Genomic DNA, 19,184 nt, shown 5'->3' with positions numbered 1-19,184 from the left:
GTCCAGCTGTGGGCGACGTCCACGATGAGGCGGTCGTCCAACTGCAGCACCCGGAAGGGCAGCCGGGCGCGGAGGCCGAGTCCGATCTGGGTCTCCCCCTCGAAGCTGCCGGCGAAGCGGGTGTCCCGGAAGGTGCGGTAGCCGGTGAGGTCCACGCCCGGCAGCGGGCGCGCCACCCGGCCGGGATAGGTGGCGGCGCCGGTCTCCGGGTCGTAGGCGGGCGCGGCCACCCGCACCTCGAGGACGGCTCCGCCGGTCACGGGAATGTGGCGACCCGATCCGTCCTGGTAGAGCCGGTCGACATAGCGGACGGAGTAGCCGACGTCGCCGCCCGCGCCGGGCAGGTCGATGACCATCCGGTCGAAGCAGGTGTGACGGCCGGTCCTGATGTCCCGCACCGGCGAGATGGTGGCGCTGGTGTCGGTCTTGGCGAGACTTCCCCAGCCGGTCGGGCACGCCGCGGCCTGGGTCGCCTGCCGGGTGACGACCGGAGCCGCGCCGGCCGGGACCGCCGCCACGCCCACCGTGGCGCCCACGAGCGCGAGAGTCGCGCACGCTGTTCGGATTCGTACCATTTCTGCCCCCGAGGCTTGCCTGTTGCTGATATCGGGTGAGACGGCCGTGACGACCGAAAGGTTGCACTTGCCGCGCCGGAGTGCCGACCATGGCACATCCTGATGGGGAGCGATTGGTGTCCGGTGCGTCCGTACCGGGAGGACGCGAGATGGATGAGGCAGCCGCCGTACCGGACGGGCCGCGGTCACCCGGCGGCCCGGGCCGGGGCGGGGACACCGGCCGGATCGAGGATGCCCTCACCGCTCCGCTGATCGCGGCCGTTCGGGACCTCGGGGGGTACGGCGGCCTTGTCTACCTGCGCTCCCGCGACCGGCGCTCGCTGGTGCTGGCCCTGGTGACCGGGGTGCCCCGGTCACTGCTCAGGGCGTGGTGGCGAGTGCCCATGGGCGGCGCGCTGCCCATGGCCGATGCCTACCGGCGGGACGAGACCCTGTGGCTGCCGGACGAGCGCGTCACCATGGTGCGCTTCCCGCACTTCACCGCTGGGCTGCCGTACTCCTTCGGCTCCGCCCACCAGCCCGTCCGGGCCGGCGGGGAAGCCGTGGGCGTGCTGGTCGTGCTGCGCTCGGCCGCCCGGTCGCCGATGGACGCGGAGGCGGTGGATCTCGCGCTGCGCCCCGCCGAGCGGGACATGGAGGAGCGCCTAGGGCGCCTCGCCGCCGGCCGGTCCGGCTCGGGCGCGTACCGGGTCGAGTACGACGACGAACCCGTCAGCGTGCGACTGCCCACGGCCGCCGTCCGCCCCGTGCGGGTCGGGCTTCTCGACTGGGACCTGGACAGCGACCGGTGCACGCCGGACGACGAGGCCCTCGCGCTCCTCGGCATCGACGGGGCGGACTTCGACGGCACCATGGCGGCCGTCGAGGCCCGCGTCATCCCGGACGACCTGCACGAGCTGCGGGCGAGCCGGCAGGACGCGCTGACGCACGGCCGGGTCAGATCCCGTCACTTCCGGGTCCGGGACGAGTCCGCCGGCAGCGGGGGGATCAGCTACCGGCCCGTCGCACTGTGGGGCCATCTCGTGCGCGGCGGCACCGGCTCCGCCCGGATCCTGGTGGGCGCCCTCGTCGACGCGGCCGGCGGGCTCACGGCGGCCGAGGCGGCCGAGCGGCTGCCCGACGGGCTGTTCTCCCTGGATCAGGACGGCCGTCTGACCTACGCCAACCGCCGCTGCGAGGAACTGCTCGGCGCCGGCCGGGAGGAGCTCCTCGGCCGCTGTCCGTGGGAGGTGATCACCTGGCTCCGGGACCCCGCGTACGAGGACCGCTACCGGGCGGCGATGCTGTCGCAGGAGCAGGTGTCCTTCCTCGTGCGGCGTCCCGCCGGGAACTGGCTGAGCTTCGTGCTGTACCCGGATGTGCACGGGCTGACCGGCCGGGTCCATCCGACCGGCCCGCCCACCGGAGGCGAGGCGGCGCGCGAGGCCGGGTCGTCCGCCGGTCCCGTGCCCGGCGCCGCGGCCGTGGTGCCGCCGCCCGGGCCGGTCGCGGCGGCGCGGGCCGGGGCGCTGTACCACGTGGTGCAGATGGCGAGCGTGCTCACCGAGGCGGTCACCGTGCAGGACGTGTGCCGGGCCGTTTCCGAGCAGTTGCTGCCCGCGTTCGGCGCGCGGGAACTCGCCCTGTACACCGTCCGCGAGGGCCGGATGTACCTGCAGTGGGAGTCGGGGTACCCGGAAGGCTTCCTCACCCAGTTCGAGGGCGTCGCCCTCGACACGCAACTGCCCGGCGTCCACGCGCTGACCACGCGGCTGCCGCTCTTCTTCGAGTCGCCCGAGGACCTCTCCGTCGCCTACCCGGGCATCGCCCTGGACCGGATGCACGCCTGGTCGTTCCTGCCGCTGATCGCCTCCGGTCATTCGGTTGGCTCCTGCATCCTCGGCTGGGACACCCCGCACCGGTTCACCGCCGACGAGCGCTCCGCCCTCACGGCGCTGGGCGGGCTGGCCGCCCAGGCCATGGAGCGGGCACGGCTCTACGACTCGGAGTCCGCCGTCGCCCGCGGCCTCCAGGAGGGGCTGCTGCCGCACCGGCTGCCCGCCGTCGAGGGGCTGCGCACCACCGGACGCTATCTGCCCGGCACACAGGGCATGGCCATCGGCGGCGACTGGTACGACGTGATCACGACGGGGCGTGGCGTGGCCCTGGTCATCGGGGACGTCGAGGGCCACAGTGTCGGTGCCGCCGCGGTGATGGGCCAGTTGCGCAGTGCCGTGCACGCCTTCGCCGCGAGCGAGCGGCCGCCGCAGGAGGTCATCACCCATACCAACCGGCTGCTGACCCAACTGGAGTCGGACGCCTTCGCCACCTGCTGCTACATCGAACTCGACCCGCGTACCGGGCGCGCGTTCGCCGTGCGGGCCGGCCATCCCCCGCCGCTGCTGCGCCACCCCGACGGGCACGCGGAGGCGCTGGACCTGGTGGGCGGGGTCATGCTGGGTGTGCAGCCCGACTCGGTCTATCCCGTCACCGCGCTCACGCTGGCCCCCGGCAGCGTCCTCGCCCTGTACACCGACGGGCTCGTGGAGCAGCCCGGCAGCGACATCGAGACGGGCATCGAGGAGGTGCTCCGCGCGCTGGCCGACACCCCGACGGACTCGGTGGAGCACCTCGCCGACCGACTGGTGAGAACGGCCCGCCGCGCCCGCGAGCGCCCGGACGACGTGGCCCTGCTCCTCACGGCGTACCGCTGACGGGCCGTGCTGCCGGATTGGCTACCGCTGCGCCGGCCGCGCGCGCCGCACTCCGGCACGGCCCGTCGTTGCAGTCCCTGCGGACTCCGGCACACCCCACGCCGCGTCCTACCCGACGGGCTCTGGCACGTCCAGACCCGGTAGTCGCCATGGCATCCGGCCCCGGCGGGCTCCAGCACATCCAAGCCGGTGGACGCCACCGCCCCCAGCCCGACTGGCACCGGCACATCCAGACCCGGTAGGCACCACCGCCTCCAGCGCCGGCGGCTCCAGCACGTCCAAGCCGGTGGACGCCACGGCCGCCAGCCCGCTGGCTACGGCACATCCAGACCCGGTAGGCGCCGCCGCGTCAGGCGTCGGCGGGTTCCGACACGTCCAGGGCGGTAGGCGCCACCGCCTCCAGCCCGGCTCGCACCGGCACGTTCAGGCCCCGTAGGCACCGCCGCACCCAGTTCCGGCGCATCGCAGGCCGGCCCGGCAGGCGGGGCCGCCCGGGGCTCTCGTCCGTCCCGACACCTCGGCATCGCTCGCGCCGCACGGGCCCGGAGTACGGTGGGCGGGACCGGCGAGCGAGGTGGTGGCGGTGGAGTGGCAGCGGTACGCCGAGCAGATGGCGCAGCTCGCCCGGGATCTGGTGGCCCAGGATTCGGTTCAGGCGACGCTGGACGAGATCGCCGCTTCGGCGGTGAAGCTCGTCGAGGGCTGTGACGCGGCGGGGATCCTGACGGTGTCCAAGGGCCGGGCCGTGACGCTGTCCGTGTGTGGCGACATGGTCGAAAAGTCCGACCGGCTGCAGGGCGAGCTGGGCGAGGGGCCGTGCTTCGACGCCGCCCGCCGTGTGGACGGCGAGCGGCTGTTCCGTATCGCCGACATGACCGCCCCGCAGCCGTCCTGGCCGCGGTTCTCCCAGGCGGCCCGCGATCTGGGGATCGGCAGCATGACCGGTGTGCTGCTCTACACGCAGCAGGAGGACTTCGGCGCGCTGAACCTCTACTCGCGCCGCCCGGGGGCCTTCGGCAAGGACATCGAGGCCGCGGGCTGGCTGCTCGCCTCCCATGCCGCCGTGGCCCTGGCCACCGCCCGTACCGTCGACCAGCTCGAGCACGCCCTGGATACCCGGCACGCCGTGGGAGAGGCCATGGGGATCCTCATGGAACGCCACCGGCTGAGCGAGGACGAGGCCTTCGCCGTGCTGCGGAACATCTCGCAGAACCACAACATCAAGCTGCGCGATGTCGCCCGGCACGTCCGCGCGGAACCCGACCCGGTCTGACCGGAGCGCTTCGGGCAGCGCCCTCAGGCCCGGTGGCCGTCGGGGCGGTACGCGCGCAGCAGGAGCACCGCGATGTCGTCGGTGTGCCGTCCGGTGGGCGTCGTGTGCTGGAGGAGCCGGTCGATGAGGCGTTCCAGGTCGTGGCCGTCGGCGGCGTCGAGCTGCCCGGCGAGGTCGGACGTGGTCCGGGTGGCGTCCGTGCCGGGGAGCTCGACCAGGCCGTCGGTGTAGAGGGCGAGGGTGGTGCCGGGGAGCAGGGGCGCCCTGGTGACCGGGTAGTGGCCGCCGGTGTCGATGCCCAGCAGGGGGCCGGGTTCGACGTCGAGGACTACGGCGGGGCGGCTGGTGTGACGCAGCAGCGGCGGCACGTGGCCCGCGCTGGCGAAGGCCACCTGGTGGCGGGCCAGGTCGAGATGGGCGTAGAGGCAGGAGACGAGCAGTTCGGAGTCGAGGTCGGCCAGGAGCCGGTTGGTGCGGACGAGGACCTGGTCGGGTGCGGCGCCCGCGGTGGCGTGGGCGTGGATGGCGGTGCGCACCTGGCCCATGAGAGCGGCGGCCGCGATGCTGTGGCCCTCCACGTCGCCGATGACGGCGGCCGCGGTCGTCTCGTCCAGGCGCAGGAGGTCGAAGAAGTCGCCGCCGACCTCGATGCCGTGGCCGGCGGGCAGGTAGCGGGCAGCGACGTCGAGGCCGGACAGCTTCGGCAGGGCCCGGGGCAGCAGGGCGCGCTGCAGTTCGTGGACGAGACGGTGTTTGGTGTCGTAGAGCCGGGCGCGGTCGAGGGCCTGGGCGATCAGACCGGACAGGGAGGTCAGGACGGCGCGTTCGTCGGCGGTGAAGGTGTGCGGGTGGTCGTAGGACAGGATGCAGCAGCCCACCGGCCGGCCGGAGATGATCAGGGGCAGGAAGGCCCAGGCCTGTTTGCCGCTGATCTGGGGCGCGCCGGGGTAGTTGGCGGCCAGTTCTGCCGGGCCGGCGAAGAAGGCCGGAGTGCCGCTGGCGAGGACCTGGCCGGCCGGGGTGAGGTCGGTGTCCAGCGACAGGGCGTCGAGCCGTTCCATGACGTCGGCCGCGTAGCCGTGGTAGCCGGTGATCTTCAGACGCCCGGCCTCGGCGACGGACAGCACGAGGCCCTGGGCGCCGAAGGCGGGCAGGATCTGGTGGGCGCTCAGCGCCACGAGGTCGCGCACGGTCACCGCCTCGGTGAGCGCGGCGGCCAGGTGCACCAGTTGGTAGAGGCGTCCCGTCGGTGCGGCCGCGGGGCTGCGCGCGGCGGCGGGCGGTGACGGGGCCTCGGTCCGCTCTCCGCTCGGGACTACGCGGACGCTGATGCCGCTGGTGTCCGGGTAGAGCTGGAAGGTGAGCCACAGGTCGGGCGGGCGGAGCGCGGTGAACGACACGGGTGTGCGGCTGACGACCGCCGTGCGGTAGTGGTCCTCGTAGACGGGGTCGTCCAGCCAGGACAGGGACTGCCAGGGCCGGGTGCCGAGCAGCCGGTCGGCGCGGCGGCCGAGCAGCCGGGCCGCGGTGGCGGTGGCCAAGGTGACACGGCCCTCGAGGTCGAGGGCCAGGGCGCCTTCGGGGAGGCGTTCGAGGTAGTCGGCGGCGGCCAGGCCGGTCTGCACGGGGTGGTGCGCGGCGTCGACGGGGACGATGCGCGGCTGGTCGGGCAGGGCGGGCGGCCCTGCGGCGTCGTCCAGCAGGCGGGCCATGCGGCGGGCGCTGGAGTTGATGTGGTCGCGTTCGCGTGGCGTGATGCTGCGCGGCCGGACGGCGGGCCACATCAGGACGATGCCGCCCCAGCGGCGCCGTACGCCGGCCAGCGGGACGGCGGCCAGGGCGAACGGGTAGGGCAGGACCGCGGCGGCGCGGGGGTAGCGGCGGGCCATCTCCTCCTGGCTCGCGATGCTGACCAGGGCGTCGTCGTGGATCGCGTCGGCGACCGGGACCGGCGCGGTCAGGGGCAGCCGCTGCCAGGGGGCGCTGAACGCGATCGGCAGACCGCACAGCGCGACCAGGCGCAGCACGGGCTCGGCCTCCTCGATCAGGTACAGGCCGCCGATCGAGGCTCCGGTTCCGCGCACGGTGTCGGCCAGGGCCACCCCCAGGGCGTCCAGCGACCCGGCGCCCCCGGGCGGCTCGTTGCTCGCGGACATGCTGTCCTCCCGCTCTTACCCGGACGCTACGCCTCGCGGGGCCTGCGGGCATGTCGTCGGGCATGACTCCGCGGAAGAGTGCTACGGGCACGGAGCGTGGTGTGCGGAGGCGTCGTCGTCCAGAATCGGAAGCCGTGGACGGCGATCGGGAGGCCGGCTTGCAGACGCTGACATCACAGGATCCGCCGGCCGTCGCCGTCACCGCGGCGATCCGGGCCGGGGATCTGCCGGGGCTCGCTCAGTTGCTCGCCGACCATCCCGGTCTGGCCACGGCACGCGTCACCGAGCACGGCGAGGACGGCAAGGGCACGCGCAGTCTGCTGCACATCGCGACCGACTGGCCCGGCCATTTCCCCCACGGTCCCGAGGTGGTCGCCGCCCTGGTCGCCGCCGGGGCCGATCCCGACGCCCGCTTCGGCGGTGCGCACGCGGAGACGCCGCTGCACTGGGCCGCCAGCAGCAACGACGTGGCCGTCCTGGACGCGCTCATCGCCGCCGGGGCCGACATCGAGGCACCCGGGGCGGTGATCGGCGGCGGCACTCCGCTCGCCGACGCCCGCGCGTTCGGCCAGTGGCGCGCCGCGCGCCGGCTGGTCGAGCACGGCGCCCGCACCACCCTCCAGGACGCCGCCACGCTCGGCCTGCTCGACCGGGTCAGGGTGTACGTCGAGGCCGGGGAGCCCCCTGGGCCCGACGCGATCACCAGCGCCTTCTGGGGCGCCTGCCACGGCGGGCATCTGCCCACCGCGCAGTATCTCCACGGGCACGGCGCCGACCAGGACTGGTGCGGCTACGACGACATGACACCGCTCGACATCGCCCGCGCCCACGACGCCGACGACGTCGTGCGGTGGCTGCGCGACCTGGGCGCGAAGTGCCGCTCGTAGGGCCGCGTCACAGGCAGTAGCGCACGAGCCACTCGTCCTGGTTGTAGGCGGTGCGCGCGGGGTCGGGGGCGCCCGCGGCTCGCTCCTCGACCATGTCCTCCACGCGCACCGGCTCCGGCAGTGCGCCGAAGCGGGCCCGGCGTGCCGCTGCCTCCGTCTCGCTCCCCTGCTGCGACGTCGCGTCGTCCACCGCGATTCCCCTCTCTCGCCTGCCTCCGAGACCGATCGGCCTCCCTGGGCAAAGAGTTGACGCGCGGGGCGGGCTCTTGGTTCCCGTGGCGGCGCTCAGCCGGCTCGTTCGAGCCTACGAACTTCGCTCTGACGGTTCCCGCGGCGCGCAGACAGTGATAGGAAACTTTCCTATCAGTTCTGCACGGCCAGCTCTCCCACCCCCACTCTGTCTGGAGGCCCCGTGAGACACCCGACCCCGCGCCGCACCGCTCTGGCGTTGTTCGGCGCCGCCCTCGTCGCCGCCCCGTTCCTGAAGCCGCCGCATGCCACGGCTTCCGTCCGTGCGATCGGGCTCGACGACCCGGCGAAGAAGGAGATCGCCATGCAGCTCGTGTCGAGCGCGGAGAACTCCTCGCTCGACTGGAAGGCGCAGTACCAGTACATCGAGGACATCCGCGACGGCCGCGGCTACACCGCCGGGATCATCGGGTTCTGCTCCGGCACCGGCGACATGCTCGACCTCGTCGAGCTCTACACCGACCGCAAGCCCGGCAACGTCCTCGCGAAGTACCTGCCGGCGCTGCGCCGGGTCGACGGTTCCGACTCGCACGACGGGCTCGACCCGGGCTTCCCCGGCGACTGGCGCCGGGCGGCCCGTGACGCCGCGTTCCGGCGGGCGCAGGACGACGAGCGCGACCGGGTGTACTTCGGCCCGGCGGTCCGGCAGGGCAAGGCGGACGGACTGCGGGTGCTGGGCCAGTTCGCGTACTACGACGCCATCGTCATGCACGGCGACGGCAACGACCCCCTGAGCTTCCGCAACATCCGCAAGCGTGCGCTGCGCACGGCGAACCCGCCGGCATGGGGCGGTGACGAGGTGACGTACCTCGACGCCTTCCTGGACGCGCGGGTGTGGGCCATGAAGCAGGAGGAGGCGCACAGCGACACGAGCCGGGTCGACACCGCGCAGCGCGTCTTCCTGCGCAAGCGGAACCTCGACCTCGACCCGCCGCTGGACTGGAAGGTCTACGGCGACAGCTACCGCATCGACTGACCCCCAGGCGGCGGCCCGGCGCGGATTGGTCCACGAAACGGGCACGAGAGTGGACCTCCAGCCGGGCCGCCGCGCTGCCTAGCGTCGCCGGTATGAACGTCACCACCACGCGGGGAACCCTGCTCGCCGCGTTCGCCTGTGTCCTCGTCGGAGCGTCCTTCACGGCCAACAGCGTCCTGGGCGAGTACCCGTACGCGGGCGGCCAGTTCCTGCGCTACGGGCTGGCCTGTCTGCTGCTCGTACCCCTGGCCGGGAAGGGCTCGACCGCCCGGCTGAGGGCGCTGACACCTCGCCAGTGGGTCCGTCTCGTCCTGCTCGCCGCGGTCGGCATGGTCGGCTTCAACCTGGCCGTCATCGCCGCGGAGCGCACCGCGGAACCGGCGGTTCCCGGTGTGTTCGTGGGCTGTGCGCCGGTGGTCGTCGCCGTGCTCGTACCGCTCCTGGACGGGCGCGGGCCCAGGCGAGCGGTTCTGTACGGGGCGTTGCTCGTGGCCGTCGGCGCCTGCGCCGTCCAGGGCTGGGGACGCACCGACGGCGCGGGCCTCGCCTTCTCCGTGTGCGCCCTGGCGGGGGAGGTCGGGTTCGCCGTGCTCGCCGTACCCGTGCTGCGGCCGCTCGGGCCCCGGTTGCTGTCGGCCACGGTGTGCGCGGTCGCCGCGCTGGAGTCGGCGGCGGTCGGAGTGCTGGCCGACGGGGCCGGGTGGCTGCGGCGTCCGGACGCCGCCGAGGCCGGCGCGCTGCTGTGGCAGGCGGTGGTGGTCACCGTGATCGGGTTCGTGTGCTGGTACATGGGCATGCAGCGGATCGGCGCGGAACGCGCCACCCTGTTCTCCGGCCTCATCCCGGTCGCCGCCGCCGCTACCGCACCGCTCGTCGGCACGGGCTCCTACGGACCGGCACAGGCGGCGGGCAGCGCGCTGGTCGGCCTCGGCGTCGCCCTGGGGTCCGGGGCGCTGGACCTGACCTCGGTGAGCCGGCGCATCGGCGGGCGAGCCCGCCGCGCCGCCCCGGCGGCCACCTTTCGGGGGAACGCCCGCCCGGAGTGGCAGGGCGCCCGCGCGCCGGAAATGCCGGAGTGATCCCCCGCGCATCTAATGGACGGCACCTAATGTCTCAGCCGACACAGGAGCCACATAGATGCCGCACTCCCGCACCGGTGAAGGGGACGAGAAGGCCGCGCGTGCGGGTCTGCTGCGGCGGCTGGGCGAGTGGTGCGCACGCCACTTCGGGATCGTCATCGGGGCCTGGCTCGTGGCGCTGGTGGCACTCCAGGTCGTCAACCATGTGTCCGGGGGTGCGTACTCCGACAACTTCTCCCTGCCCCAGGCGCAGGCACAGAAGGGCCTGGACGTGCTGCAGGAGCACGATCCGCAGGCCGGCGGCTACAGCAGCCAGATCGTGCTGCACGACGACAGCCAGGACCTGACCGCGCTCAGTTCGCAGATGTCGACCACGGTCACCGACCTGGAGAAGCTCCCGCACGTCCTGTCGGCCCAGAACCCGCTGTCCGCCCCGGGCTCGTCCTCGCAGCAGCAGCCGAATGTCGGGCCGTTGTCGGACGACAAGAAGACGGCGTACATCACGGTCCGTTTCAATGTGCAGCCCTCGACCCTCGGCGCCGGATACCTGACCGGCGTCGACTCCGCCGTACAGCCGCTGCGTTCGGCGGGGGCGGAGGTCGAGTACGGAGGGCCGCTCGGCGAACTCGCGCGGCCGGCCGCCGACGACCGGGTGAGCGAGCTGATCGGGTTCGGCGTGGCCATCATCGTGCTGCTGGTCGGATTCGGCAGTGTGATCGCCGCCGGCATTCCGCTGCTCACCGCGCTGATCAGTGTCGTCGGCGGGCTCGCCATCCTCGGGTTGCTGGCCGCCGCGTTCACCTTCGCGACGGTCTCACCGACCCTGGCCACCATGATCGGCCTCGGTGTCGGGATCGACTACGCCCTGTTCATGATCACCCGTCACCGGCAGAACCTCATCGACGGTGCGGACCCGGTGCAGGCGGCCGGGCAGGCCGCGAGCACCAGCGGCCATGCCGTCCTCGTCTCCGGCTGTACGGTGATCATCGCGCTGGCGGGCCTGTCCGCGTCCGGGGTCTCCTTCATCTCCCTGCTCGGTCTCGCCGCCGCCGTCACCGTGGTCTCGGCCGTCGTCGGCGCGCTCACCCTGGTCCCCGCCCTGCTCGGGCTCATCGGCCGGCACATCGACCGCTACCACGTGCGCCGCCCCGTCGCCGAGACCGACGCCGCGGCCGGTGAGACGGCGCAGGGCACCTGGCACCGGTACGCCCAGCGGGTGGAACGCAGGCCGCTGTGGTTCCTGTCGGGGGGTGTCGCCGTGATCGTGGTGCTCGCGATCCCGCTGTTCTCCATCCAGCTCGGCCACATCGGCGACGGTGCCGACCCGACCTCCTTCACCGACCGGCGGGCGTTCGACCTGATGAGCGACGCGTTCGGGCCGGGGTCCAACGGTCCGCTCACCGTCGTCATCGACCAGACGGACGTACCGGACTCGCAGCGCGACGATCTGGCCTCGCGGGCCCAGACGACGCTCGACTCGGTCGAAGGGGCCGCCGCCGTCACCCCCCTGACGCCCACCCAGGACGGGGACGTCCTGGTCGGCACGGTCTACTCGACCAAGTCCCCGCAGAACTCCGCGACCACGGACCTGACCAACCGTCTCGTCGACGACACGCTGCCGGATGTCGTCCAGGGGACGGACGCCAAGGGGTACGTCACCGGTACGACGGCGACACAGGTCGACTTCCGTGACATCGTCGCCTCCCAGCTTCCCGTGATCATCGCCGTCGTGGTGGGCCTGGCGTTCCTCATCATCCTGGCCGTGTTCCGGGGGCTGCTCGTCGCCGTCAAGGCGGCCGTGCTGAACGTGCTGTCGATCGCCGCGTCGTACGGCGTGGTCGTCGCGGTGTTCCAGTGGGGCTGGGGCGGGCCCGCGCTCGGCGTGCACGGCAAGGTGCCCATCGAGAGCTATGTGCCGATGATGATGTTCGCCATCATCTTCGGCCTCAGCATGGACTACGAGATCTTCCTGCTGTCCCGCGTCCACGAGGCGTGGCTGCGTACCGGGGACGCCAAGGCGTCGGTGGCGCACGCCCTGGAGATCACGGCGCGGGTCATCACCAGTGCCGCGCTGATCATGGTGAGCGTGTTCGCGGCGTTCATCATCAGCGACAACATCGTGGTCAAGATGCTCGGCCTGGGGCTGGCCGTCAGTGTGCTCATCGACGCCTCCGTGGTACGGCTGCTGATGGTGCCGGCCGTGATGACGCTGCTGGGGCGGCATGCCTGGTGGATGCCGCACTGGCTGGACCGGGTGCTGCCCCACATCGACGCCGAGGGGGAACAGAAGGCTGCGGGCGCCCGTCCGGCGCCGTAGCGAGCCGGTCTCAGTGGAGCACCAGGTGCACGAGGGCGACGGTACCGACCGACACGATCAAGGTCCGCAGGACGGCGGGGCTGAAGTGGCGGCCCGTCCTGGCTCCGACCAGGCCGCCCAGCGCGGATCCGGCGGCGATGAGGACGACGGCCGTCCAGTCGAACTCCGCGAAGAAGAGGAAGAGCAGGGCGGCTACGGTGTTGACGACGGCCGCGAGCACGTTCTTCACGGCGTTGAGCCGCTGGAGCGTCTCGTCGAGCAGCATGCCCATCAGGGAGACGTAGATGATGCCCTGCGCGGCGGAGAAGTAGCCGCCGTAGACACTGGCGAGCGTCAGCCCCGTGAACAGCAGCGGACCGCCGTCGGGACGGGCGGGGGCGCCGGTACGGCGACGGCGGCGGCGCACTCGCCCGGCGATGAGGGGCTGGCAGGCGACCAGGATCAGGGCGAGGCCGACCAGGGCCGGCACGATCCGCTCGAAGGCCGCGGCGGGCAGGGTCAGCAGCAGCACGGCGCCCGCGAGGCCGCCCAGCACGGCACCGATGCCGAGCAGGAGGACGCGCCGTCTCTGACCCCGAAGTTCCTCGCGGTACCCGATGACCGCGCTGATCGAGCCGGGAACCAGCCCGAGCCCGTTGGACACGGTCGCCGTGACCGGAGGCAGTCCGGTGGCGAGCAGCACCGGGAAGGTGATCAGCGTTCCCGAGCCGACGACGGCGTTGACGGCACCGGCGCCCGTACCGGCCGCGAACACGGCCGCCATCTCCCAGGGCGTCACGCCGCGACTCCGCCGCCGGTACCGCGTCCGGCGTTCCAGGTGCTGTTCATGGGGTCACGCTAGAGGGTGCGCACTTCGGGCTTCGCCGAAGGGTGCCCGACGCCGGAGATCGAGCCGGTCGGATCGGTAACGCCCCGGCACGGACGCGAGAGAACGGCGGCGGGATCCGAGGGGGATCCCACCGCCGTTCCCTGGGCACGTCAGGGCATTGTCGTGTCAGCTTCGCCTGGCGCGGCGGAGGACCACGAAGCCCGCCATGACGAGTACGGCGCCTGCCGCGGCCGGCCAGAGTTGAGCGCCGGTCTCGGCCAGGCTGCCGCTGCCGACCGCCTGGGGCTCGGTCCGGGGCGGGGTCGCCGGGGTCGCGGCGGCGCTGGTCGCCGTGCCGACGGCCTGGGACTGGCCGAGGCCGTCCGAGTCCTCGCCGGTACCGTCCTTCGAGCCGCCCTGTTCACCGGACTTCGCCGAGGGCGTCGCGTACACCTCGGCTTCGTCGGCGGGCGAGTCGCTGGGCTCCGGTTCGGGGGCCGGCTTGTCCGTCGCCGGTGGCTTGGAGGCCTCGCCCTTTCCGTCATCGCCCGTGTCGCCGGGCTTGCCGCCCGCGTTGCCGTCCTGCGGGGCGTCCGGGGTGCGGGTGGGCTGCTCCTGCGGAGCCTCGGGGGTCTTCGTCGGCTCCTCACTCGGCTCCTCGCCCGCCCCGGGCTCCTCACTCGGCTCCTCGCTCGGCTGCTCGGTCGGCGGCTCGCTCGGCTCGGCCTCCGCTCCGGCTCCGCACTTCCGGCCGTCGTTGATGCAGTCGACCATCTCCCCCATCAGGTCCTCGTCGAAGACGTTGATGAAGTCGCCGTGGTCCGTGACCGGCTTGTGCAACTGCTCGGGGAAGGAGTCCACCGCGAACAGCGGTGTCGTACGGCCGCCGTCCTGCAGGCTCGGCGCGTCGACGTCGTAGACGATGCGCTGGACGAGCTGCGGAATCGGCCGGAAGCCGGACGGGCAGGCGCCGGCGGCGTCGGCGAACGCCACGTGGGTGCGGTGGTTGGCGCTGTCGATGTTGCGGCCGTCCCAGCAGCTCTGGAACTTGAAGGAGCGCACGACGTCGCTGCCCTTGGGGCACAGCGGGTACTTGTCCTTGAGCTGCCGGTCCTCGAAGCCGGTGCAGCTCCAGGAGGCGTTGGCGTTGGCCGTGCCGTTGACGAACGCCTTGGCGTCGCCGGTGATGATGCGCAGCAGCCGCGGCATGGCGGTGACCTTGTCGCGCGGGTTCCCCACGAAGTCGAGCGTGACCTGCTTCGGTGTGACGATCGCGCCGGCGTTGCCTTCGATGCCGCCGCCGGGCGAGTTGGCGTCCTGCTCCTGGGTGCCGTTCTGCACGCGCACGACGGGCCAGTAGTAGGAGGACTTGTCGCCCTGGTCGTCGCAGCTCGTCTCGGCGTTCGCGAGGTCCTGGTCGCTGGCGAAGGCGTTGTTGGCCTGGTTGCCGACGTAGTCGTGGAAGTGGTGGGCGCCGTTGGTGACGCCCGGGGCGGCGATGATGTTGTCGGAGTTGAACAGGCCGTTCTCGTTCACGCCGCAACTGGTGGCGAAGGTGCCGCGGGAGGCGTTGCCCTTCTGGCGGGGGCTGTTCACATTGGGCTGGACGCTGGTGATGTCCGCGAAGTCGGCGGCGACCGGTCCGTTGCCCGCCTGTCCGCCGTTGTTGCCCTGGCCCTGCTCCTGGCCGTTCCCCTGCTCCTGGCCGTCCTGGCCCTGCTCCTGGCCGGGCTGCTCTTCGCCGTCGCCGTCCTGGCCCTCGCCCTGCTCGGGGGCCTGGTTGCCGGAGTCCCGGACGGTGCAGGCCGCGAGGGCGTCGAGTGCCTCGGGGCGGTCGCCCACCCGGTCGATGGCGATGGCGATGCGCTCGAGGGTCGCGCCTCGCTTCTCCTTCAGCGGGTTCATGATCGCGTTGTCGGCGAAGCCGGAATCCTGCTGGATCTGTTGCGCCGATTCGCTCAGCCGCTGGTAGGCCTTGGCTATCTGCTCGTCCAGAAGGGCGAGCTCCTTGTCGACCTCCCCCCTCGCCTGCTCGGGGACCGAGGTCAGCCGGCTGCCGACGTCCGGGCAGTCGATCGTGGCTCCGGCGGTCCGCACCCCCGTACCGGACCGCGTCTGGGCGGACTCACCGCCCGAACCGCCGTCCGTGGCCGAGGCATAGACGTTCGCCGCCATCAGGCCGCCTCCGCCCAGCATCAGCGCGACTGCGGCGAAGGTCGCGCGCCGTGGGCCTGTAGGGCGTCTTCGCGTATTGCGTGCCAAGGGTGCTCTCCTGCGCTTGAGGCGTGCCGGGCATGAAAATCCCCTCGCCCCATACGTGCGGGAGCACCGGAGCGTTCAGCCGCCCCTGAAATTCTTCGGGAACTCTCAGAAAGCCCGCACAGCCGTACCCCGCCGGACTCGCCCGTCCTGCGGGGTACGACAGCCGAAGCGGCAGGTCAGCGGAAGTTCACATCACTGCACAGGAAGTAGGTCTGGTCCATGTGCGACGCCTGCCAGATCGTGTAGACGACGTGCCGGCCGCTCAGCCCCGAAGTGCTCACGGGAATCTCGTAGTTCTGGCTGGGCCCGTACTTGCCGGTGCGGGTGACGAGCCGGAGGTCGTTCCAGGTCAGGGGCTGGGTAGCGGGGTCGAAGCCCTGCCGCGTGACGTACACGAGGAAGTAGTCGGCGCCGTGACTGGCCTGGTCGTACAGCTTCACGGTGAAGTTGCCGCCGATGTCGGTCGTCTTCCAGGCGCCGACCGTGTCGAGGGAGTTGTACCGGCCGCCCTCGGTCCGGCCGCCGCTGCACAGTTGGCCGTTGGGCACCACGGCCTGGAAGTTTCCGCCGGAGCCGTTGCGGTACAGGCCGTTCCAGTTCCACATGGCGTTCGCGTCGCTCCGCCACGCCTGCCAGCACATGGGGTCCTGCTGGGCCATGGCGGGGTTGAGGTGGTCGTTGCCCCAGCGCAGCCAGCAGCCGTAGTTGCGGGATGCCGGGTCGACGACCGAGCCGTGGGCGACGGCGGTGCCGCTCCACGGGATCAGGCTGAGCAGCGCGGCGACCAGCACGCTCAGGGCGAGCGTCAGACGGGACCGGACCGGACGGGGCACTTCACGAGCATGACCATGACAATTCATGATCTCCTCTTTCGGATGTGGGGGTTGCGGTGCTTGCGGTGTGCCGTGGGGAGAGCGGGAACGCGTGGGAGCGCTCCCGCACTCTCCACGCTGCGCCCGATGGCACGGGTCGGCAACGCACGATTGCGCCACTTCCGTCAGAGCCGGTCGAGTTCCTTCGTGGTGCGTCCGAGGTAGGTGGCCGAGCCGGGCTCCGGAACGTCGATCTCGTGGAACCCCAGGCGGTCGTAGAACGCTCTGGCCTCGGTGTTGGCGGTCGCCATGGCCAGGTGGACGGCCGGGACTCCCCTGCCCTGGAGCGCCCCGAGCAGCGTCCGCATCAGGCGGCGTCCGTGGCCCCGGCCCTGCCAGTCGGGCAGCAGGTCGATGTGCAGATGCGCGGGATACGCGGCCAGTTCGGGCACCACCATCCGTTCCGGGTGGTGCAGCAGGCGGGCCATCGCCTCGTCCGGGGTGCGCGGCGGGTCGGGCGGTTCCGGGTAGCGGCCGGCGACCAGGGGCAGCCACGTGGTGCGGAACTCCGCGGCGAAGCGCGGGGTGTCGGCGGCGCCGAGGATGTAGCCGACCGCCCGCCCCCGGCCGTCGTCCAGCACGAAGGCCAGTTCCGGCTCCAGACGGACGTAGGGAGCCGCGAAGGTCACCGGGAAGATGCCCGGGTCCGCGTAGTGCGGGCGGCTGTCCTGGCCGGCGTGCGCGGTGCGGATACAGATGTCGTCGAGGGCCGGCCGGTCCTCGGGGCGGTACGGGCGGATGGCGGGGGACGTGGTCATGGCGGCATCGTGCACGGTGTGGGAGCGCTCCCTCAACCCGCCGCCCAAGGCCGTGCGGGTGCTGTCGGAGGCGCTGGAGCCGAGAGGGCTCGCGCTGCGGGGGTGACCTTCCGGCCCGGGGCGGCGGGCGTCGACGTGCCGGGCGCGGCATGACCGAGCTCGGCTTAAGGGCCCGGACCGGGGTTACCCGGCTCACATGGTGAAGCTGCATATTCCGGGACGAAAAGAACATCACGAGAGCGAGACCCCGTCTTCGGAGCCGTCGGAGAGCCCTCCGCCGGCGCCCGAGACGGCCGGTCCGGGGCCCGAAGTGGAGCGAGCGGCGCCCGACACGCCGAGTGAGCTGCCCCGGACGTCGTGGGCCGCGGTGCTGAAGGGGAGCGTGCGGGAGTTCAAGAAGGACGAGCTGACCGACCGGGCCGCTGCGCTGACGTACTACACGGTGCTGGCGATGTTCCCGGCGCTGCTCGTCCTGGTGTCGCTGCTGGGGATCACCGGCAAATCCACCACGGACAAGGTGCTCGAGAACATCCAGCAGTTCGCTCCCGGCGCGGCGCGGGACATCATCACCCGGGCCGTCGAGCAGTTGCAGGGCAACGCCGGCATCGGCTCGCTGATGGCCATCGTCGGTCTGCTCCTGGCGGTGTGGTCGGCCTCCGGCTACGTGGCGGCGTTCATCCGCTCCGCCAACGCCGTCTACGACATGCCCGAGGGGCGGCCGGTGTGGAAGGTGCTGCCGGTGCGGGTGGGTGTGACGGTGGTGCTGATGGTGCTGGCCACGTTCAGCGCGCTGATCGTGGTCTTCACGGGCGGGCTGGCCCGTCAGGCCGGGACGACTCTGGGCATCGGCGACACCGCGCTGACGGTGTGGTCGTTCGCCAAGTGGCCCGTTCTGATCGTGCTGGTCACGATCATGATCGCGATCCTGTACTGGGCGACCCCGAACGCCAAGGTGAAGGGGTTCCGCTGGATCACGCCGGGCAGTGTGCTCGCCCTGCTGATCTGGCTGGCCGCGTCGGCGGGCTTCGCCGTCTACGTGGCCAACTTCGCCTCGTACAACAAGACCTACGGCACGATGGCGGGCGTCATCGTCTTCCTGATCTGGCTGTGGATCACCAACCTGGCGATCCTGCTGGGCCTGGAGTTCGACGCGGAGACGGTACGGCAGCGGGCCGTCGCCGGTGGGCATCCGCCCGGGGACGAGCCGTACACCCAGCCGCGGGACACGCGTGCGTGGGACGAGGAGGACCGGCGCCGGGTGGAAGAGACCTGACCTGCTCAGCCCATGAGTCCGGCGGCGACCGTCGCGCCCAGTTCCCAGCACTTCTCGATGTCGCCCTTGTCCGGCTCGCCGGTCACGGTCACGGCCTCGGCCGTGCGGCGCCAGCCGAGGCCCGTCGTGATCGACTCGATGCCCCGCACCGCTCCCGTGACGTCGTTCCCGCCGTGCACGTAGTAGCCGAAGGGCCGGCCGCGCGTCGCGTCCAGGCACGGGTAGTAGACCTGGTCGAAGAAGTGCTTGAGGGCGCCGGACATGTAGCCGAGGTTCGCGGGGGTGCCGAGGAGGTAGCCGTCGGCCGCGAGGACGTCGGAGGCGGTGGCGGACAGCGCGGGCAGGCGCACGACCGTGACGTCCTCGATCTCGGGGTCGGTCGCCCCGGAGACGACGGCTTCGAACATCGCCTGGCAGTTGGGCGAGGGCGTGTGATGGACGATCAGCAAGGTGGCCACGGCATCCGACCTTACAAGTCGTGAGGAGCATGCGTGCGCGGCGCGAGATCTGGTACCCGTCCGTCGCTCTCCGTACGAGAAAGGGAGGTACCGCCTTGTCACAGGTAGAGGAATCCATCGAGGTCCGCGTCCCGGTGCACACGGCCTACAACCAGTGGACCCAGTTCGAGGACTTTCCCCGGTTCATGGAGGGCGTCGAGCGCATCGAGCAGCGCAGCGACACGCTGACGCACTGGGTGACGAAGGTCGGCGGCCAGGAGCGGGAGTTCGACGCGGAGATCACCGAGCAGGTTCCCGACGAGCGGGTCGCCTGGACGACGGTGGGCGGCGAGGCGAGGCAGGCCGGTGTGGTCACCTTCCACCGCATCCAGGACGACACGACCAAGGTCATGCTGCAGTTGGAGTTCGACCCCGTGGGGCTGACCGAGACCGTGGGCGACAAGCTCGGGTTCGTCAAGCGGCAGGTCTCGGGTGACCTGCGGCGGTTCAAGCAGTTCATGGAGACCCGTGGGTCGGAGACGGGTGCCTGGCGCGGCGCGGTCTGAGCC

The 19,184-nt window shown here is 72.1% G+C and carries 16 protein-coding genes; 8 read left to right on the top strand and 8 right to left on the bottom strand.

From position 1 onward, the window contains the following. Positions 1–575: hypothetical protein (locus tag ACFTZL_RS21585; protein WP_382585108.1), on the bottom strand; the 575-nt coding region annotated here is incomplete at its 3' end. 149 nt (positions 576–724) lie between these two features. Here ACFTZL_RS21585 and ACFTZL_RS21580 point away from each other — a divergent pair. Next, positions 725–3,268 (top strand): SpoIIE family protein phosphatase, encoded by a 2,544-nt coding sequence (locus ACFTZL_RS21580; RefSeq protein WP_382585105.1) that lies wholly within the window; start codon positions 725–727, stop codon positions 3,266–3,268. A 610-nt stretch (positions 3,269–3,878) separates the two neighbouring features. After that, complete coding sequence (locus ACFTZL_RS21575; RefSeq protein ID WP_382585111.1) at positions 3,879–4,541, top strand: ANTAR domain-containing protein; 663 nt, start codon at positions 3,879–3,881, stop codon at positions 4,539–4,541. A 23-nt stretch (positions 4,542–4,564) separates the two neighbouring features. Here ACFTZL_RS21575 and ACFTZL_RS21570 read toward each other — a convergent pair whose 3' ends face one another. Further along, on the bottom strand, positions 4,565–6,697 hold the full coding sequence (locus ACFTZL_RS21570) for a SpoIIE family protein phosphatase (RefSeq protein WP_382585102.1): 2,133 nt from the start codon (positions 6,695–6,697) through the stop codon (positions 4,565–4,567). 158 nt (positions 6,698–6,855) lie between these two features. Here ACFTZL_RS21570 and ACFTZL_RS21565 point away from each other — a divergent pair, with 158 nt between their 5' ends. Continuing rightward, complete coding sequence (locus tag ACFTZL_RS21565; RefSeq protein ID WP_382585099.1) at positions 6,856–7,584, top strand: ankyrin repeat domain-containing protein; 729 nt, start codon at positions 6,856–6,858, stop codon at positions 7,582–7,584. A gap of 7 nt (positions 7,585–7,591) precedes the next feature. Here the strand turns inward: ACFTZL_RS21565 and ACFTZL_RS21560 are convergent, their stop codons facing one another. Continuing rightward, on the bottom strand, positions 7,592–7,774 hold the full coding sequence (locus tag ACFTZL_RS21560) for a hypothetical protein (RefSeq protein ID WP_382585096.1): 183 nt from the start codon (positions 7,772–7,774) through the stop codon (positions 7,592–7,594). A gap of 222 nt (positions 7,775–7,996) precedes the next feature. Between ACFTZL_RS21560 and ACFTZL_RS21555 the strand changes: the two genes are divergently transcribed. From ACFTZL_RS21555 to ACFTZL_RS21545, 3 genes are all read left to right on the top strand, one after another. Further along, positions 7,997–8,809: a chitosanase gene (locus ACFTZL_RS21555; RefSeq protein ID WP_382585093.1), complete on the top strand. Its 813-nt coding sequence runs from the start codon at positions 7,997–7,999 to the stop codon at positions 8,807–8,809. A gap of 92 nt (positions 8,810–8,901) precedes the next feature. Then, positions 8,902–9,888, top strand: a complete 987-nt coding sequence (locus tag ACFTZL_RS21550; RefSeq protein WP_382585091.1) for a DMT family transporter — start codon at positions 8,902–8,904, stop codon at positions 9,886–9,888. Between the two features lie 58 nt (positions 9,889–9,946). Then, entirely contained in the window at positions 9,947–12,205 is a 2,259-nt protein-coding gene (locus ACFTZL_RS21545) for an MMPL family transporter (protein ID WP_382585088.1), read from the top strand. Positions 12,206–12,215: 10 nt separating this feature from the next. On the opposite strand, the gene ACFTZL_RS21540 is transcribed toward ACFTZL_RS21545, so the two are convergent. From ACFTZL_RS21540 to ACFTZL_RS21525, 4 genes are all read right to left on the bottom strand, one after another. Then, positions 12,216–12,983, bottom strand: coding sequence for a sulfite exporter TauE/SafE family protein (locus ACFTZL_RS21540; RefSeq protein WP_382585085.1), 768 nt, complete (start codon positions 12,981–12,983; stop codon positions 12,216–12,218). Between the two features lie 216 nt (positions 12,984–13,199). Beyond that, complete coding sequence (locus tag ACFTZL_RS21535; protein ID WP_382585083.1) at positions 13,200–15,188, bottom strand: DUF1996 domain-containing protein; 1,989 nt, start codon at positions 15,186–15,188, stop codon at positions 13,200–13,202. A gap of 263 nt (positions 15,189–15,451) precedes the next feature. Then, positions 15,452–16,135: a lytic polysaccharide monooxygenase gene (locus ACFTZL_RS21530; RefSeq protein WP_382585080.1), complete on the bottom strand. Its 684-nt coding sequence runs from the start codon at positions 16,133–16,135 to the stop codon at positions 15,452–15,454. A gap of 137 nt (positions 16,136–16,272) precedes the next feature. Next, on the bottom strand, positions 16,273–16,905 hold the full coding sequence (locus ACFTZL_RS21525) for a GNAT family N-acetyltransferase (protein ID WP_382585077.1): 633 nt from the start codon (positions 16,903–16,905) through the stop codon (positions 16,273–16,275). Between the two features lie 196 nt (positions 16,906–17,101). Between ACFTZL_RS21525 and ACFTZL_RS21520 the strand changes: the two genes are divergently transcribed. Next, the gene (locus ACFTZL_RS21520) at positions 17,102–18,178 is read left to right on the top strand and encodes a YihY/virulence factor BrkB family protein (protein WP_382585074.1); all 1,077 of its coding nucleotides are present in this window, start codon (positions 17,102–17,104) and stop codon (positions 18,176–18,178) included. Between the two features lie 5 nt (positions 18,179–18,183). Here the strand turns inward: ACFTZL_RS21520 and ACFTZL_RS21515 are convergent, their stop codons facing one another. Continuing rightward, positions 18,184–18,636, bottom strand: a complete 453-nt coding sequence (locus ACFTZL_RS21515; protein WP_382585072.1) for a flavodoxin family protein — start codon at positions 18,634–18,636, stop codon at positions 18,184–18,186. A 95-nt stretch (positions 18,637–18,731) separates the two neighbouring features. Between ACFTZL_RS21515 and ACFTZL_RS21510 the strand changes: the two genes are divergently transcribed. Next, entirely contained in the window at positions 18,732–19,181 is a 450-nt protein-coding gene (locus tag ACFTZL_RS21510; protein WP_382585069.1) for an SRPBCC family protein, read from the top strand. Positions 19,182–19,184: the final 3 nt, after the last annotated feature.

This window comes from Streptomyces sp. NPDC056948, from assembly GCF_042674225.1.
Taxonomy (GTDB): domain Bacteria; phylum Actinomycetota; class Actinomycetes; order Streptomycetales; family Streptomycetaceae; genus Streptomyces; species Streptomyces purpurascens.
The sequence above is the reverse complement of the archived record's forward strand: the minus strand, read 5'-3'. Positions and strand labels throughout refer to the sequence as shown.

What these genes read in the sequence shown, in the direction of transcription:
- ACFTZL_RS21580 (WP_382585105.1), top strand. Translation starts at nt 725, where the DNA reads ATGGATGAGGCAGCCGCCGTACCGGACGGGCCGCGGTCACCCGGCGGC.
- ACFTZL_RS21575 (WP_382585111.1), top strand. Translation starts at nt 3,879, where the DNA reads ATGGCGCAGCTCGCCCGGGATCTGGTGGCCCAGGATTCGGTTCAGGCG.
- ACFTZL_RS21570 (WP_382585102.1), bottom strand. Translation starts at nt 6,697, where the DNA reads ATGTCCGCGAGCAACGAGCCGCCCGGGGGCGCCGGGTCGCTGGACGCC.
- ACFTZL_RS21550 (WP_382585091.1), top strand. Translation starts at nt 8,902, where the DNA reads ATGAACGTCACCACCACGCGGGGAACCCTGCTCGCCGCGTTCGCCTGT.
- ACFTZL_RS21545 (WP_382585088.1), top strand. Translation starts at nt 9,947, where the DNA reads ATGCCGCACTCCCGCACCGGTGAAGGGGACGAGAAGGCCGCGCGTGCG.
- ACFTZL_RS21535 (WP_382585083.1), bottom strand. Translation starts at nt 15,188, where the DNA reads ATGGCGGCGAACGTCTATGCCTCGGCCACGGACGGCGGTTCGGGCGGT.
- ACFTZL_RS21530 (WP_382585080.1), bottom strand. Translation starts at nt 16,135, where the DNA reads ATGAATTGTCATGGTCATGCTCGTGAAGTGCCCCGTCCGGTCCGGTCC.
- ACFTZL_RS21525 (WP_382585077.1), bottom strand. Translation starts at nt 16,905, where the DNA reads ATGACCACGTCCCCCGCCATCCGCCCGTACCGCCCCGAGGACCGGCCG.
- ACFTZL_RS21520 (WP_382585074.1), top strand. Translation starts at nt 17,102, where the DNA reads ATGGTGAAGCTGCATATTCCGGGACGAAAAGAACATCACGAGAGCGAG.